Source organism: Thiocapsa sp., assembly GCF_018399035.1.
Classification (GTDB): Bacteria; Pseudomonadota; Gammaproteobacteria; order Chromatiales; family Chromatiaceae; genus Thiocapsa.
The window spans coordinates 3,582,652-3,598,525 of sequence record NZ_CP073760.1 but is presented as its reverse complement, the minus strand read 5'-3'; the positions used below and the strand labels follow the sequence as shown (position 1 = coordinate 3,598,525).

The window sequence follows — 15,874 nt, the reverse complement described above, 5'->3', positions numbered from 1 at the left end:
CATGCCCCAACCCCGCACACTCTGGCGCAAGGACTTTGCCGCCGTGCCGGCCTCGGCGCGGCGGGCCGCGCGCTATGCCCTGCAACTGGTGCGCGCACACCCCAAGCTCGACGACCGCTCCACACTCGGCGCGCTCTGGACCCTCTGTCTGCCGCTGTTCGAGCCCGAGCAGGTGGCGGCCTTCCTGGCCAACGCCGTCGGTCGCGATCCGGACGACGCCTGGGCGGACGCCGACGACGACGCCCTGCAACCGGCAGACGATGCCGTCCTGCGCGGGCGTCTGCGTCGGCTGCTCCAGGGCATCCCGCGCAGCCTCCTGACCCGTCTGGCGTCAGCCGACACGGCGGAGCCGACGCCGCCCGTGCTCGCGATCCTCGGCGAGAGCCTCGGACTGGATCCGACCGATCTGCAGATCCTCGCCTATCTCGTCGAGTGCGACGCCCACGAGCCGCTGCGGTTCGTCCTGCGTCGCTACGAGCAGGCCACCGCGCGCATCAATCGGCCGCGCCTGAGCGCGGCCCTCGCGATCCCCGAGCGCGTCCTGCGCGAGGCCCTGACCCGCCAAGCCCCGCTGCGTCGCCTCGGTCTGCTCGACTACACCGGCGATCCCTGCGACCTGGAAGACTTCGTCCGCCCGACCAGCCTGCTGCGCGAGCTGCTGGATGCCGAGCCGACGGATGCCGAGGCACTCCTCGCCATCCTGATCGAGCCGGCACCCGCCGCCGCCTGGCCGCCGAGTGCCTTTCCCCATCTCGCCGACGCGCTTGCGCACCTGCAAGCGGTCCTCGGTCACGCCGCGACGAGCGGCGCCGTCGGCGTCAACGCCCTGCTGCACGGCGCACCCGGCACCGGCAAGACCGAGCTGGCCCGCACCTTGGCCGACGCCTGCGGGCTGCGCGCCTATCAGGTGCGCAGCGCCGACGAGGACGGCGACGGGCTCTCGCGCAAGGGTCGGCTCTCGGCCTATCTGCTCGCCCAACGCCTGCTCGAACGGCGTCGCGATGCCCTGCTGATCTTCGACGAGGTCGAGGACGTCTTCGAGACCGACGATGACTTTATCGCCCTGCTGCGTGGTCGCGCCGGTTCGGGACACCAAAAGGGCTGGATGAACCGCACCCTGGAAGACAACCCGGTCCCCGCGATCTGGATCACCAACAGTACCGACGGCATGGATCCGGCTTTCCTGCGCCGCTTCCTGCTGCCGCTCGCCTGCACCACCCCGCCGCGCTCGGTGCGCCGACGCATCGCCGAGTCACACCTCGGCGACTGCGGCCTGCCGCCGGCCCTGCTCGACGCGCTGGCGGACGATGCCGCCCTGGCCCCGGCACAGTTGGGCGCCGCCCGACGCCTGCTCGAGCTGCGCCCGGAGAGCGCCCCGGAGCCGACCGTGCGCCACGGACTCGCCGCGATGCGCAGCCTCCTGCACGGCGCCCCGACCCCGCCGCGGCGCCGCCCCGGCATCGCCTTCGACGTCGCCTTCCTCAACCTCGCCGGCGGGATCGCCCCGAGCGCGATCGTCCAGGCACTCGATCGCACCGGCCACGCCAGCCTCTGCTTCTACGGCCCGCCCGGCACCGGCAAGAGCGCCTTCGCCGAGATCCTCGCCGAGGCGCTGGATCGCGAGCTGATCGCCCGCCGCGCCTCCGATCTGATCTCCCCCTACGTCGGCGAGACCGAGCAGAACCTCGCCCGGCTCTTTCGCGACAGCGACCCCGCCCACAGCCTGCTGCTGCTCGACGAGGTCGACAGCTTCCTCGGCGACCGACGCGAGGCCCGCCACAGCTGGGAGCGCACCCAGGTCAACGAGCTGCTCCAGCAGATGGAGCAGTATCCCGGCATCTTCGTCGCCGCCACCAACCTCATGTCCGGGATCGATCCTGCAGCACTGCGGCGGTTCGACTTCAAGCTGCATTTTCGGGCGCTCGCACCGGCACAGCGGCTTGCGCTCTTCGCGCGCGAGGCCCTCGGGGATGCCGCCGTCCCGGTTCCGGCCGATCTCGCGCGGCACCTTGCGACACTGGAGACGCTCACGCCCGGCGACTTCGCGACCGTCGCTCGGCAGCGTACACTCCTGGCCGAGACGCTCACGCCGGAGCAGTTTCTGCGGCGTTTGGCTGGGGAGTGTCGGATGAAGGGGGAGGCTCGGCACAGCGTGGTCTGACGTCCCTGGGGCGCGGGAGCCCGTCGCCGAGATCAAGCGGAATCATGTCGGCGCGGATGAAGATCCCCGCGACTGACTGTCGGAGCCGACAGGTTCCGGGATGGAAGTGGCAAGGGCCTCGCCCATGAGACCGGCCACCCAGACCTCAAGGGACTCGTGACACCCGCTCCGCGGTGTCACGCATGCCCTTGGCGCTCCGCGCCACGTGCGACGACGGTCGGAGTCACGAAAGATTTCTCGGCAAGCAAACCAACAACCGGAGAATCCCCAGGCGATAAGACAGCACGCACGCGTAACCGGTCATCGACAATCAATCGATAAGAGTGCCTTACGATGAACGAAAACCAACTGTTGGAACGCATCACGGTCAATCCAGCCATCTTCGGCGGTAAACCGATCATCCGCGGCTGTCGACTGGCAGTAGAGCATGTCCTGGGAATGCTTGCGGCCGGTGATGATTTCGAGACCCTTATCGAAGGCTATCCCTGGTTGGAGCAGGAGGACATCCTCGCCTGTTTGGCTTATGCACATCGGTTGGTTGAGCATGAACGGGTTGAGCCACTGATCGTCAACGCAGCGGCATGAAGCTCCTGCTGGACACCTGCGTCTGGGGCGGGACGACCGCGGTCTTGACCGCGGCCGGGCACGATGTGCGCTGGATGGGCGAGACCGATCCCGACCCGGGCGACGAGGAGATCATGCGCAGGGCTTATGACGAAGGCTGTGTTCTGATCACCCTTGATAAAGACTTTGGCGAGTTGGCCATTGTCTACGGCAAACCGCATCGCGGCATCGTCCGGCTGGTCAACATCCCTGGTCGCCAGCCCCCGAATCCCCCCGACAAGACAAGGACCCGCGACATGTCGCCCCGTCTGCGCAAGTACGCCAAGCTTCTACAAAGCCCCGCCTGCTGGCCCGCACTGCTGCACGGCGTGGCCGGCACGCTGGACCACGACGTCGCCCTCGGACGCGACCGTTTCGCCACCGTCATCGACGTCGGCGCCAACAAAGGCCAATTCGCCGTCTACGCCCGCACCCGTTGACCAAGGCCCGGCTGATCTGCTTCGAGCCGCTTCCCGGACCCCGCGCCAAGCTCGCCCGCGTCACCCGCGGACAGGCCGAGATCCACGACTGCGCCTTGGGAGCCGCCCCCGGCGAAGGCCGCATGCATCTCGCCACCCGCACCGACTCCTCCTCCCTTCTGGCCTTGGGCGCACGCCAGAAGGCCATCTACGGGATGGAAGAATCCGGCGAGCTGCGCGTGCCGATCAAGCGTCTCGATGCCTGTCTCCCGACACCCCTGACGCGGCCCGTGCTGCTGAAGATCGACGTCCAAGGCTTCGAGCTGGAGGTGCTCAAGGGCGCCACCGATCTGCTGCCGAACGTCGATGCGGTCTATGTCGAGCTCTACGAGGGCCAGGCCCTGCACGAGGAAATCGAGCGCTTTCTGATCGACGCCGGGTTCGGCTTGGACGGGCGCTTCAATACCCATGTCCACCAGGGTGAGCCGGTGCAGGCGGACCTGCTGTTTCGGCGCCGAACTTCCAGCACGCCCGAACCAAACCCATGAGCGAAAATAGGCACATGTCAAGACCTGACCGTATGCCGTAACAGGCTGATTAACTTGCGGGTCTAAGTCCCGCCGATGGAGTTGCTCGTACACCATTGTAGTGCCCCGGAGCGGCGTTTGGGTAACCAAGGGTCGTGAGTTTCGTGGGTGCAAAACCGCAGGCCGCAGCGCAAGCGAACCTAGAGGTAGCCTCGTCACTTAATCGAAGAAGCCGACCCTGTGGTCAGAAGGGGAAGGCCGCCGCCGGTGGGAAGAGACAACGAGAGCGTCCCATCGATTCTTCCGGGGTAGCAGGGGTGGCATGTGGTGGAAGTTGATCAGTCCCAGTGCGGGAGACCCGTGACGGTGGCGGCGCAGAACCGTCAACCGTGCCGTATAAGGCGAGTCCGAAGTCGACGCGGGCCGTCACGGGAGTCGGAGGGGCTCATAGTACCGTTTGAGGGCCTGGGACAACATAACCCGGCCCGAGGAAAGGAGCCCTACTTTGTGCACGCATCCAAAGCGCGGAGGATCAGGAGATTGCGACCTTGTCGCTAGCCACTCCAATAATGATCAGGACGCTGTGGCGGACGCTTGATTGTCGAGCCAAGCTTGCTGGAGTGCAGCGCATGCTCGGCAGTGACGCACATCGGAAAGCCGTGTACGGGAGAACTGTATGCACGGTTGTGTGTCCAGCGAAGGCTGGCGTGTTCAGCAGGAGACAGTCCTGCCGGGGTAACAGTCAGGAGCCCCGTAGCTTGGATCGCAGGGTGGCGGGAGACCAAGACCCTGAAGCCGATCGACAGCACCGTCCTTGGGGAGGTGGCGAGTCACCAGGCCGTAACAACAGTGAACGCAATGATGGCCTCGACAATGCGTAGCTCCGAAGGCCGAGCCTGCAACCGTGGGGCGAAGGCAGCATGGCGGGTCGAAGTCTGACCGAGACGATCCGACCACTTCGGCGGGGTGAGTAGCGACGGCATGGTGGCAAGGGCACGCTAAGCAACTGGAGAAGCCCGTCTCGCCCCAGGGCGAAATCCCCGGAGCAAGGTAGGTCCTATAACCGGCGACACCGGGAAGTGGACCGAAGGCGAGCGGGTGGCGGATGGGCGCGTAGTAGCGCTGAAGCGGGGTAATGTCCGTGGAGCGAAGGCGCCCTACTGTTGGCAATCCTTAAACAAGACGGGAGGCAGGGGCGAGATGACAACGACGCCCATCGATCTGCAAGACCTGAGGAAGAGGATCTACATCAAGGCGAAGGCTGAACCGGCCTGGCGCTTCTGGGGACTCTACGTCCACGTGTGCAAAGAGGAGACCCTGCACGCGGCCTATGCGATGGCGAAAGCGAACAACGGTGCCCCCGGCAGTGACGGGGTGACGTTCGCGGCCATCGAGGCGGCTGGCGTTGAGGCGTTTCTGCAAGGCATCCGGGATGAGCTGGTCACCGGAACCTACCGACCGCAACCGAATCGCCGCCGGGAGATTCCCAGGGAGACGGGCGCATGCGCGTCCCGGGATTCCCTGCATTCGCGATCGCGTGGTCCAGGGGGCGCTCAAGCTGATTCTGGAGCCGATCTTCGAGGCTGACTTCCAGGATGGAAGCTATGGATACCGACCCAAGCGCACGGCGCATCAAGCCGTGCAGCGCGTGGCCGAGGCGATTGTGAGCAACAAGACCTATGTGATTGATGTGGACCTGGCGTCGTACTTCGACACGGTTCGTCACGATCTCCTCTTGGGGAAGGTGGCGGAGCGGGTCCGCGATGATCAGGTCTTGGGCTTGCTCAAGCGTATCCTCAAGGCCAGTGGCAAGCGGGGCGTTCCGCAAGGCGGTGTGATCTCACCCCTGCTCAGTAACCTCTACCTCAACGAGGTCGACCGGATGCTGGAGCGGGCCAAGGAGGTCACCCGCAACGGACGCTATACCTATATCGAGTATGCCCGTTATGCCGATGACCTGGTGATCTTGGTCGATGGGTATCGCCGGTGGAACTGGCTCGAGGACGCGGCCTGGCGACGCTTGGTCGAGGAGTTGGCCAAGCTCGATGTGCAACTCAATCAAGACAAGACACGACGACTGGACCTGAGCCAGGGAGGGGCATTCAGCTTCCCGGGCTTTGACTTCCGCCGGGCCAAGACTCGGCGCGGGGTCTGGGGCGCGCGTTACACGCCACGGATGAAGGCGCGTACCGCGATCCTGCAACGCCTCAAGGACGTGTTCCGCCGCTACCGCTCGCAGCCGATCGATCGGGTGATCGCCTTGATCAATCCGATCCTCAGGGGGTGGGTAGGCTACTTTCGGGTGGGGCACTCCAGTCGCTGTTTCGGGTATGTCCAAGATTGGGTGGAGAAGAAGATTCGGCGCCATTTAATGCGCGCGCGTCAGCGTCAGGGCTTTGGCTGGAAGAGGTGGAGTAGGACGTGGCTATACGAGGTGCTCGGGCTCTACGACGGGTACCGAATCGGGCTGCGTAAGCCGAAAGCGCTCCCAGTGCAAGAGGTCTCATAACCCTGGATGTGAAGTCGGCAGGAAAGCCCGGTGCCGGAAAACGGCACGCCGGGTTTGACGTGGCGGGGGCTGGAAACGTGATCATGGGAGCCGGACTGAGGGCCAGCACGAAAGTGCTGGAGGTCCCACCGGACCCTAACGTCGGCGCGCCAGTTCCCGACCCTACTGATGAGGGAGGGCTGGCTACCGGGACCAGGGTTCGGCTAGTGAGGCACCGCCAAACGAAAGGGGCGGCAACAGATAGGCCGGATCTACCGTCACGGGACACCTGCCCTCTACTCTACCCAGGCTCTCGGTTGACAGCGTAAGGCGTTTTCCTTACATTTGTGCTGTTATTATGATAAGGGGTAAATGTCATGACTGGCATCCACGAAATTGCCACCCTGACCTCCAAGGGCCAGATCACCCTGCCCAAGTCCATCCGGCAGACGCTGGGTGTGACCACTGGTGGCAAGGTGGCCTTCGAGCTGCGTGGCGGCGAGGTCATCGTCACCCGCGCTGAGTCCGAGCATCAAGATCCGGCGATCGGAGCGTTTCTGAGTCTCCTGGAAGCGGACATCCGCACCGGTAAGCACGTCGGAGCATTACCCGTGGAGCTTGCCCGGGCCATGCTCGCAAGCGCCGGTCACGCCGTGGACTTCGATGAAGACATTGAGGGAGACGTGGCACTTTGATCCAGCGTCACGGATGGGTGCTCCTGTTCCATGGTTGCATCGTCGAGCAGCTTCAAAAGCTGCAAGCCGCCGCGGCACGTGCCGAGCGCAACGCTCCGATGGACTTTGAGCGCAATGCCAATGTCAAGCTGTTTCGTGCGTTGAGCCAGTTGATCCTGGAGACCGTGCCGAGCGATCCCGCGCGGGACGAATACCGCCAAGGCAACACCCTTGGTCCAGCCTATCGGCATTGGCGACGCGCGAAGGTCGGACGGCGGTTCCGCCTGTTCTTCCGCTACGATTCCAGAGCAAAGACCATCGTGTTCGCCTGGGTCAACGATGAGCAGACGCTGCGGGCGGCAGGTAGCAAGTCCGATCCTTACGCCACATTCGAGAAGATGCTTGAGCGAGGGAATCCGCCAGATGATTGGGATAGCCTGGTTGCTGTGAGCCAGTCGGATTGGTCGACAGGTCAATTGTGACCTGTCCCGGTTATTCCCCCTATTTCTTCCCGAAGAGGTATAGCATCGAGGAAGGGCTCTGACCCGAATGGCGCTAAGATAAGGAAGGGTGCGGTCGCAAGATCCTGAAAAGATTGGGTTAGGGGCTGCCAAGGTGATAGGCTGAACTCGCCAAAGCCAACTCACCACCTCGGACGGCAGCCCCCATGCATCCTAACCAGCACGCCGCGCAACGGCAACGCGTCCTTGCCCATGTCGCCGACACCGATGTCGGCGGATTCTTCGACCTGTTGAGCGCTCCGCAGCTGCTCGACCGGGTCGAAGCGCTCCAGCCGCCGTTTCGCAAGCGGGTGTACACCCCGACCGAGACCCTGGCAATGTTCATGACCCAAGCGCTCTCGGAGGACGGCAGTTGCCGTGCCGTGGTCAACGCCGCGGCGGTACGGCGTGCGCTCGACGGCGACGAACCCCTCGCGACCAACACCAGTGCCTATTGCCAAGCCCGGACGCGCCTGCCGTTGCCGATGATCACGACGCTGGCGCGCGAGGCCGCGGGGTTGGTGGCAAAGGCTGCGCCCGGCTGGTGGCTGTGGCAGGGGCGACGGGTGCGCCTGGTCGACGGCGCGACGGTGACCTTGTCCGATACCCCGCAGAACCAGGCCAAGTATCCGCAGCCCGCCAGCCAGAAGGCCGGCCTGGGCTTTCCGATCGCACGGTTGGTGGCCTTGGTGTGCCTGGCGACCGGGGCTGTACTCGATGCCGCGCTCGGCCCCTGCGCGGGAAAGGGCAGCGACGAGCAGACGCTGCTGCGCGAGCTGCTCGACAGCCTCCAAAGCGGGGAGATCCTTCTCGGCGACGCCTTCTACGCGACCTATTTTCTGCTCTGCGAGCTGGTGCGCGGCGGCGTGGACGGGCTGTTCGAGCAGCACGGTGCGCGCAAGCGCAGCACCGATTTCCGCCTCGGTGAGCGGCTCGGCGCGCGCGATCACCTGATCGTGCCGAGCAAGCCGAAGAAGCGACCCGACTGGATGAGCCCCGAGGAATACGCGCAAGCCCCGGCGACTCTGAAGGTGCGCGAGTTTCAGGCCGGCGGCAAGATCATGGTCACCACGCTGCTCTGCCCGAAGGCGACCCCCAAGTCCATGCTCAAGGTGCTGTACCGGCAGCGCCGGCACGTCGAGCTGGATCTGAGAAACCTCGAGACCACGCTCGGCATGGAGCATCTGCGCTGCAAAACCCCGGCGATGGCCCTCAAGGAACTGTGGGTCTACCTCTTGGCCTACAATCTGATCCGGCTCTTGATGGCGCAGGCCGCTGTGGTGGCGGACCAGATCCCGCGCCAGCTCAGCTTCAAGCATGTCGTGCAGATGTGGGGCTGCGTACTGCAGTGCGGCGGCACCCACGACAGCGTCTGCATCCATGCCCTGTTGGTGCTGATGGCCCAACCCCGCGTAGGTCGACGAGCCGGTCGGATCGAACCGCGCGCCTTGAAGCGGCGCCTGAAAAGCGACCCGCTGTTGACCAAGCCGCGGAAGATCGCGCAGGAGGAGGTCCGCGAACATGGCCACCCCAAGAAACAGCGTTGAGCGCCGCTCGCGCGTTGCGGATGACGCTCAGGACGGACTGTTTTTACAGCGGTTTTGGCTTAAGTTAGTGCCATTCGGGACAGACCACGGTATTCCGGAAACCAAGAAAGAAGAATTGCCTATGGCTTTAAATGACCCGCGAGCCTAATCCACCCGTGTAGCTCACAGGGAGGCGTCGGGCACAGTGCTGGCGCGGTTCCGGTCGCGTTATGCATAACGTAGGGCAGCAGGCACCAAATGACCATGGACTTTGAATGGGACGAATCGAAAGCGCGAGCAAACAGCAAGAAACATGGCGTCACATTCCAGGAGGCAACCGAAGCGTTCGGGGACGAGCTCTCGTCTGTTGTCTCCGATCCGGACCATTCGCAAGGGGAAGAACGCTTCCTTTTGTTTGGTCGATCGCAGGGAGGCGAGTGCTTGGTAGTCTCTTTCACCGAACGCGCGGAGGTTATTCGAATCATCTCGGCGCGGCGCATGACGCCTACAGAGCGTAAAGCCTATGAACAATGATGATCAAGAGATGCGGCCGGAGTACCCTGCCGAGCTCATCAAATCCGGTGTTCGCGGGAAGTATGCAAAACGGTATCGCGAAGGCACCAATGTCGTAACAATAGACCCGGAGCTCAATAAGCTCTTTCCAAGTGCCGAAGCCGTAAACCGCGCATTGCGACAGTATGCACAAGAACACAAGCTGCTGCCCTAACGAATAAGGTTAGATCGTCCGAGCGCAGCGAGCGACGATCTGACCTTTTGCCGGACACGCCCGGTATCGTTGCGCTGTGGGGGTTGGAAAATTGCTATTGCGAGGTCGAGGGGCGCTGGGCTCGGATGCCGGTCGGGTCGCAGGGTCGGTTTCGTCCTCACATCGCAATCTCACCACAGCGTCTGGATCCAGAACTGTTCGAATGCCGGGTCCCTTGCCACTAGTGGCATGCGCTCCAAGGTGCTTTGCGCGGCGAGCATCCGGTCGAATGGGTCGCGATGGTCGACCTGCCAGCTGCCGGCCCGCAGCGCATGCAGATGGGTCACCGGCAGATGTATAAACCCGTCCGCGTCGATCAGCTCGCCATAGCGCTTCGCCGCCCCCGGCACCTCTTCGAGCTTGCCGATGCGCTGCTTGGTGGCGATCTCCCAGGCACTGGCCGCGCTGGCGTGGATGCTGTTGCCGGTGTCTGCAATGACCGCGCGTGCTCGGGCGGACAAGCGCGGGTCGTCGGTAAACCACCACAGCAGGGCGTGCGTATCCAACAACAAGCGCATCAGGGCGTGTCCACGCTGCGGTTCCAGGCATCCAGCTCCTCGTCCGGCAGCGGATCGAAGAAGGCGTCTCCCACTCGCCCGGCGAGCCGGCCTGGCCGGCGAGGCTTGGGTGCTTCAGCCAACGGCATCAGGCGGGCGTAGGGTTTGCCGGCTTTCGCGACGATGATCTCCTCGCCCTGATGGGCCTGTTCCAGCGGCTTCGAGAAGTGGGTCTTGGCTTCATGAACGTTGACGGTTTGACTCATCGCGATCTCTGGTGGACTTAGGCGATTTCCGGGAATGATCATCCCGGCCGTGCGTGTTGCCGATGCTTACCGGGCGACTAAAGTCGCCCCTACATGTTGGTCGATGCTTTCCCGGAAATCACCTAGTCGTGCACCAAGGCTGGCTTGTCCGATTGCCAGGTTCCAGCGCGCATCAAATCTCTTCTGCTCGGGCAGACGCTCAATGGTCTACTCGGTGACGACCCTGCCATCGGCGGTCGGAGGGCGGAACCGCAAAACGGCGGCGTGGGGCGCGCGGTCTTGAGTAGGCCGGGCACTCGCTCAACGATTCCGCAGACAATAATCCCCGCTGCTCGACCAACCCGACGGACAACCCGCTCCGATCTTCGGCACCGCCGGTCGCGCCTGCGTGCCCGCCAGACAGTAGGCACCGCTCGTTGAATAGCCGCTCGGACAAGATCCGCGTTTTTCCAACGCCGCACGGGCCGTTGCGCCGGGTTTGCAGTAGGCGCCGCTGGTGCTGTACCCGCTCGGACAATTGCCCGACTTGGCGATCGGTTGCACCGTCAACGCCGAATCTGCCGGCGCGGCGAGCGGCAACAGAGCCGCGCCGAGAAGCGCGCATCTGAGGTTCGCGATGAGGGACATGGATGCACTCCTGTGTCGTGGTGTCGAAACGTCGGACAATGCCGCAGGGATGCGACACGACCTGTCGTAAAATCCCGGATCATGCCCGGCATCAAACCCTTCAGATGCTCGTGAGGCCCGTCCAGCAATGAAACGCAGAACCTTCATCCACGCGATGGGCGCCGCCGGCGCGCTCGGGCTGTCCGGCCAATGGACCCTTGCCGAGGCCGTCGGTCGTGCCGCGACGGTCCAACCGCTCACCCCGGTCTTCGACCGCCTGCCGAGCCTCCTCGCGGCGGCAGCCCGGGCGCAACCGTCCCCCGGTCTCGCCCCATGGCTCCCCGCCGGCACCGATCCAAGCCTCGCCGCGCGCGACCTCCTCGAGGACTGGGACACGCACCTCCACCCCTTGGTGATCGCGCTTGGACCCGCGGCGGAACGCATCCTGGATCGCCTTCCCGAGCGGATCGCCATCCCCGCGGATTGCGCTCTGTACCGCACCGGATCGACGCAAGGTCATCACGCGGCCGAAGCGCTGGCGCTGCGTCTGGACAGATGCGCCAGCACCCTGCTGCTGATCGACCCCTCGGATGATCGGGCGCGACGCGATGCCCCGATCTGGACCCGACACCTGGCCGCATCCGAGGTCTATCTGCGCGCGGCGGTCGTTCTCGACACGCAGGCCGACGGTCTCGATCCCGATTGGCGCGCAACCCTGGACGGCCCGGTCATCGAGATCGGAAGGGCGTGCGGCGATCTGGATACGGCGGCGCTCATCGAGGCCATGCTGCCCGGTCTGCCCTTCTTTCAACCGGCGATGATCTGCTGCGACCCGGTCGATGTGCACACCATCCTCGCATCGGGACCGTGCGCCCGGGCCACGGCGGTGCGCTGGACACGACCCGACGAGCGCACCGCCGCCATCGCCGACGCCTGCGCCGACCTGGTGTCGACACGCAGCCAAGGCGCCCTGGGCTGGCTCCACACCGACCTGCAGTTCACGATCGACGAATGGGATGTTCTGAACACCCTGCTGACCGAGCGGCTCCCTCCGAACACCGATCTGCTGCTGATTCCCTTTCCGGACCCGACGCGAGGCCACGGCGAGCGTGTGCTCAGCTTGACGGTGGTGGGGGATTAGGTGAAACCGCGCCCGGCGCGACATGCGCTTTGGCTGTGCAGCGCAGCGGGCGCTCGACTGTGACCTTCCATTGGATAGCGCTCAGACGTGGGGCGATGCTTGTTGGCTTCGGTGCAGGTTTTAGTCCGAAGTTCCAGCGCGAATCGTTCTCATCTTTGCGCCAACTCATTGCAGGAGTTCATGGATGAACGACGCCCCCCCAGCCCGATTGCGTAGCGTGCGGAGCAGAGGGCGCGAGGGCCATCAAGGGTTGTCCGCCCCGCCATCCTTCGAGCGCGGCGAGGCTCGTTCCAGGTAGCGCTTCAGTGCAGTGACGACCATGTTGCTGAGCGTGCGGTTCTCAAGTTTGGCTTGCGTCTTGAGTGTTTCGAGCAACGCGGGATCGACGCGAACATTCAGTGGAACTTTCGGCATGGCTGTATTGCTTTATATTCACGAAAGAAGTACGATAGCACACATGAACCAGCGTTCGCACCAATTTCGTTTTTATCCGACAGCGGCCCAAGCCAAAACGCTCGGGCAGTGTTTCGGTGCTGCGCGCTGGGTTTGGAACACGGCATTGGCGTGGCGCTCGGCGGCCTACAAGATTGACGGCGAACGCGTCACCGGCGTGGACTTCTCGCGCGAGCTGACGTGGCTCAAAACATTGGAGCCGTATGCGTGGTTGCGCGACGTGCCTGCAACCGTGTTCGCGCAAACCCTGCGCGACCAAGACCGCGCCTTTGCGAACTTCTTCGCCAAGCGCGCCCGTTACCCGCGCTTCAAGAAACGTCGCGCGGCGGCGTCGATTCGGTATCAGATCGATCAGCGCAGCGTCATGAACGTCTACCGGGCCGGCGAGCTGCTGAAGCTGCCCGGTCTCGGCGCGCTCGACATCCGGTGGTCGCGCGTCCCGGGCGGCGCGCCCAAGATGGTCACGGTGCGCGTCGATGCGTGCGGACGCTGGTTCGTGTCCTTTATGGTCGAGGAGCACATTGAGCCGTTGCCTGCGAGCACGTCCGGCGTCGGCGTCGATCTCGGCGTCAACGACATCGTCGTGACCAGCGACGGGCGCAAATCCGGGAATCCGCGCCACCTGAAGCGCTATCGGCGTCGGCTGAAGCTCGCGCAACGGCGGCTGTCCCGCAAGCGCAAGGGCTCCAACCGCTGGCGTAAGCAAGTGAAGCGGGTTGCCCGCATTCATGCCCGTGTCGCCGACACTCGCTCGGACCATCAGCACAAACTGACGACCGGATTGATCCGCGAACATGGCGTGATCGCGCTCGAAGACCTGAATGTGCGCGGCATGACCGCAAGCGCAAAGGGAACCGCCGAGGCGCCCGGCAAGAAGGTCGCTCAGAAGGCCGGGCTGAACCGCTCGATCCTGGATGCGGGGTTCGGCGAGATCCGCCGACAACTCGAATACAAAGCTCGGTTTTACGGCAGGACCATCGTCCTCGCCGACCGATTCGCGCCGACGAGCAAGACGTGCTCGGAGTGCGGTGCGTATCAGGCCGACATGCCGCTCAAGGTCAGGGTATGGACATGCCCGGACTGCGGTGCGGTGAACGATCGAGATTCCAATGCCGCTCGAAATATCCTGGCAATGGCTGCGGGCGGTAGGCCCGTCGATGTGCATGGAGGGCGAAGAACTCCAAGCGCCACGACCAACAGTGGTTGTGGAATGCTGGCGCCCGTTGAGATGCGAACCAATCCGGAATGTGTCGGCGCGAGTCATGGACGATGAGCGACGACACATTAGGGGCGGACTCCAAAAGCGGTTCCGGTGTTCGCCATTCGCCCCGGGATCAGCGACACATTGTCGGGCGCCCCGCATCCAACACCGCATCGAGAAAAACCGCCGCCTGCGCCGCCAGCGGGCGCTCGGTCCAAGAAAGCGAGAGGTGCTGATTCCGGGCAGCATGTCGACAATCACTACGCTCGCCTGGCTCGGCGCAGCCTGAAAGGTGCCAAGTTTGGGCAGCGGTCGACCACGCAGCGTTTGGCCCCAAATCTTCGACCGTTCGGGCGGATCCTCCTGGTCGGGACGAAGCCACCCCAAGATCTCGCTCGGCTTTGCGCCAGTCGAAAGGTGCCAACTTCGGGCGGACGGGTGAGGCACCCGCTTCGCCAGAGCCGCGATGGCCAAATATGCCGGATTGGGCTCGCAGAGCAACACCTGAGCTCGGCGCCAGGCGTACCAGCCCAGCGCGGGATCCGCGTCGAAGGCCTCCGGCGTGGCCAACTGCGCCGGGTCGAAGCGACCCCACAAGCCGCTCAAGACATCGCGAAAGGTGGGGATACCGCTTTCCTGCGAGACGCCGGCGCCGGTGAGCACCAGCAGATGGCGGCATGCACGCAGCCGGGTCAACAGTTCCGGCGGGTAAGGTTCGGTCTCATGGGATGACGTTGGCATGGGGATCCGGTTCGCGGGTTGATCTTGTTGACGCTCCGGGTCCGGCAGCATGCCCCAAAAACTCGACCTTCCCGATCAAAACGCTTCGTCGACCGAGAATCAAAGAGCGATCCCGGGACTAGGCGCCCGAAGTCTGCGCTGAGCTTTTGTGATGCCGATCCGGCTGACCCTGATGGTTGCATGGCCGAACCCGGAATGCCCTGTCAGGCACCTTGCCCGGAATGTGTCGTCATAAGCGCACGGTCCGTTACCAGATTCCGCCTCACACGAAGACAAATTCCTCTCGCTATACCGGCAGACAAAGCCGCCATGCGGGCAGGAGGCGGGTAACCATTTCTGCTCGATAAAGTGTGTTCCGCAAGATAGTCCAGCGTGCCAGATCAAACGACTCCCGATACAAGTACGCCATCCAGTCCGCTAAGAGCACTGCGGCATCGGTTTCCGCGTCGCCGGTATCACAGTCAGCAAGCCCGGCGCTGTGCCGATAGCCGGTCACAATGGTTGCCTCGTCATAGCCCAAGCGCTGGAGTGCAACCGCTGCCGTGCCTGCACGAAATGTCGTATCCTCGGGAAGAGTCGATTCTGCCGACGAGGCAACAGGGTCGAGTGCCGCCGGTAACTCCGAGAAATGAAGGTTGGCAAACAAGGCTTGAACGTACGCAGCCAGTTCGGGTGTGTTCGCCGCATGCCAAAAATTGAAGACCACTGTTTGGCGCGGCTGGGTTACCTCGGTCACCCCATGGTATGACTCCGCGTGAAGCGGAAAGCCAAGGGCTTTGTTGTATTCAGGATCAACACGGAACACCGCTTTGCCCTCTGGCGATGAGAATAATTCCAGAACACCGCCGTGATCAGGTTGCCATTGTTTATTAAGCTGCACGACCAGTCGCGCAATCTCATAGCCCAAAAGTGGTCGGTCACTATGTATGCCAATGACATGTCCAGGCAGCATTCGTTGAGCCGTAACGACAACACGATCAACGAGTGGCAAGCCGGTAATCTCTCGCATTCTAGCGAGTATTGCGGCTTGAAACGATGCAGGAACATCCTTGGTAACGTCGCAAAGAGAGCACCGGTAAAACGCACCATCCCGGTGCTGCCAATCATGGGTTGGCAAAAATAGAGACTCCAGCACCGCACACTGGTCCTCGGAAAATGCGGAGTCCACACAAAAAAAGGGGAATGGGTGATGGTGGTGTTTCGGTTGCAAGAGCAACGGCTGAGCTCCTAAGCTGTGCGCCGAGCGGGAGTCCCGCTGCCGCAGGATGCCCCGGCGAGCTATCACAAGGGTTGTCTCCACCAGTG

General features: G+C 63.7%; 18 protein-coding genes and 1 pseudogene. 13 read left to right on the top strand and 6 right to left on the bottom strand.

Going from position 1 to position 15,874, the window contains the following annotated elements:
• Nucleotide 1 precedes the first annotated feature (1 nt).
• The 11 genes from KFB96_RS16370 to KFB96_RS16320 all read left to right on the top strand — a co-directional run bounded on the left by KFB96_RS16370 (nucleotide 2) and on the right by KFB96_RS16320 (nucleotide 9,625).
• Nucleotides 2-2,161: an AAA family ATPase gene (locus tag KFB96_RS16370; protein WP_213457370.1), complete on the top strand. Its 2,160-nt coding sequence runs from the start codon at nucleotides 2-4 to the stop codon at nucleotides 2,159-2,161.
• A 333-nt stretch (nucleotides 2,162-2,494) separates the two neighbouring features.
• Complete coding sequence (locus tag KFB96_RS16365; RefSeq protein WP_213457372.1) at nucleotides 2,495-2,746, top strand: DUF433 domain-containing protein; 252 nt, start codon at nucleotides 2,495-2,497, stop codon at nucleotides 2,744-2,746.
• Nucleotides 2,743-3,204 carry a DUF5615 family PIN-like protein gene (locus tag KFB96_RS16360; RefSeq protein WP_213457374.1) on the top strand — a complete coding sequence of 154 codons (462 nt, stop codon included), beginning with the start codon at nucleotides 2,743-2,745 and terminating at the stop codon, nucleotides 3,202-3,204. The genes KFB96_RS16365 and KFB96_RS16360 overlap by 4 nt, the downstream gene beginning before the upstream one ends.
• The gene (locus tag KFB96_RS16355; protein ID WP_213457376.1) at nucleotides 3,201-3,731 is read left to right on the top strand and encodes an FkbM family methyltransferase; all 531 of its coding nucleotides are present in this window, start codon (nucleotides 3,201-3,203) and stop codon (nucleotides 3,729-3,731) included. The genes KFB96_RS16360 and KFB96_RS16355 overlap by 4 nt, the downstream gene beginning before the upstream one ends.
• 1,179 nt (nucleotides 3,732-4,910) lie before the next feature.
• On the top strand, nucleotides 4,911-5,297 hold the full coding sequence (locus KFB96_RS16350) for a hypothetical protein (RefSeq protein ID WP_213462061.1): 387 nt from the start codon (nucleotides 4,911-4,913) through the stop codon (nucleotides 5,295-5,297).
• Complete coding sequence (locus KFB96_RS16345; RefSeq protein WP_213501448.1) at nucleotides 5,248-6,219, top strand: reverse transcriptase domain-containing protein; 972 nt, start codon at nucleotides 5,248-5,250, stop codon at nucleotides 6,217-6,219. Before KFB96_RS16350 ends, KFB96_RS16345 begins: the two co-directional genes overlap by 50 nt.
• A 356-nt stretch (nucleotides 6,220-6,575) precedes the next feature.
• Complete coding sequence (locus KFB96_RS16340; protein WP_213457386.1) at nucleotides 6,576-6,893, top strand: type II toxin-antitoxin system PrlF family antitoxin; 318 nt, start codon at nucleotides 6,576-6,578, stop codon at nucleotides 6,891-6,893.
• Complete coding sequence (locus KFB96_RS16335; protein WP_213458205.1) at nucleotides 6,893-7,354, top strand: type II toxin-antitoxin system YhaV family toxin; 462 nt, start codon at nucleotides 6,893-6,895, stop codon at nucleotides 7,352-7,354. The genes KFB96_RS16340 and KFB96_RS16335 overlap by 1 nt, the downstream gene beginning before the upstream one ends.
• Nucleotides 7,355-7,539: 185 nt before the next feature.
• The gene (locus KFB96_RS16330) at nucleotides 7,540-8,919 is read left to right on the top strand and encodes an IS4 family transposase (protein WP_213501447.1); all 1,380 of its coding nucleotides are present in this window, start codon (nucleotides 7,540-7,542) and stop codon (nucleotides 8,917-8,919) included.
• 237 nt (nucleotides 8,920-9,156) lie between these two features.
• The gene (locus KFB96_RS16325; protein WP_366931470.1) at nucleotides 9,157-9,432 is read left to right on the top strand and encodes a BrnT family toxin; all 276 of its coding nucleotides are present in this window, start codon (nucleotides 9,157-9,159) and stop codon (nucleotides 9,430-9,432) included.
• A complete protein-coding gene (locus tag KFB96_RS16320) occupies nucleotides 9,422-9,625 on the top strand; it encodes a hypothetical protein (RefSeq protein ID WP_213457388.1) in 204 nt (67 codons plus the stop codon). Before KFB96_RS16325 ends, KFB96_RS16320 begins: the two co-directional genes overlap by 11 nt.
• Nucleotides 9,626-9,795: 170 nt before the next feature.
• On the opposite strand, the gene KFB96_RS16315 is transcribed toward KFB96_RS16320, so the two are convergent.
• The 3 genes from KFB96_RS16315 to KFB96_RS16305 form a co-directional block, all read right to left on the bottom strand.
• On the bottom strand, nucleotides 9,796-10,182 hold the full coding sequence (locus tag KFB96_RS16315; protein ID WP_213457390.1) for a type II toxin-antitoxin system VapC family toxin: 387 nt from the start codon (nucleotides 10,180-10,182) through the stop codon (nucleotides 9,796-9,798).
• Nucleotides 10,182-10,427, bottom strand: coding sequence for a type II toxin-antitoxin system Phd/YefM family antitoxin (locus tag KFB96_RS16310; protein ID WP_213457392.1), 246 nt, complete (start codon nucleotides 10,425-10,427; stop codon nucleotides 10,182-10,184). Before KFB96_RS16310 ends, KFB96_RS16315 begins: the two co-directional genes overlap by 1 nt.
• 300 nt (nucleotides 10,428-10,727) lie before the next feature.
• Nucleotides 10,728-11,054 carry a hypothetical protein gene (locus KFB96_RS16305; RefSeq protein WP_213457394.1) on the bottom strand — a complete coding sequence of 109 codons (327 nt, stop codon included), beginning with the start codon at nucleotides 11,052-11,054 and terminating at the stop codon, nucleotides 10,728-10,730.
• Nucleotides 11,055-11,181: 127 nt separating this feature from the next.
• On the opposite strand from KFB96_RS16305, the gene KFB96_RS16300 reads away from it, so the two are divergent.
• Entirely contained in the window at nucleotides 11,182-12,174 is a 993-nt protein-coding gene (locus KFB96_RS16300; RefSeq protein WP_213457396.1) for a hypothetical protein, read from the top strand.
• A 243-nt stretch (nucleotides 12,175-12,417) separates the two neighbouring features.
• On the opposite strand, the gene KFB96_RS16295 is transcribed toward KFB96_RS16300, so the two are convergent.
• Complete coding sequence (locus tag KFB96_RS16295; RefSeq protein ID WP_213457398.1) at nucleotides 12,418-12,588, bottom strand: YlcI/YnfO family protein; 171 nt, start codon at nucleotides 12,586-12,588, stop codon at nucleotides 12,418-12,420.
• 43 nt (nucleotides 12,589-12,631) lie between these two features.
• Here KFB96_RS16295 and KFB96_RS16290 point away from each other — a divergent pair, with 43 nt between their 5' ends.
• Complete coding sequence (locus tag KFB96_RS16290) at nucleotides 12,632-13,900, top strand: RNA-guided endonuclease TnpB family protein (RefSeq protein ID WP_213501446.1); 1,269 nt, start codon at nucleotides 12,632-12,634, stop codon at nucleotides 13,898-13,900.
• A 390-nt stretch (nucleotides 13,901-14,290) separates the two neighbouring features.
• Here the strand turns inward: KFB96_RS16290 and KFB96_RS16285 are convergent.
• Nucleotides 14,291-14,569: pseudogene (locus tag KFB96_RS16285) on the bottom strand (NAD-dependent deacetylase); the annotation flags it as partial.
• A gap of 286 nt (nucleotides 14,570-14,855) precedes the next feature.
• Nucleotides 14,856-15,785, bottom strand: a complete 930-nt coding sequence (locus tag KFB96_RS16280; protein ID WP_300970407.1) for a 2OG-Fe(II) oxygenase — start codon at nucleotides 15,783-15,785, stop codon at nucleotides 14,856-14,858.
• Nucleotides 15,786-15,874 lie beyond the last annotated feature (89 nt).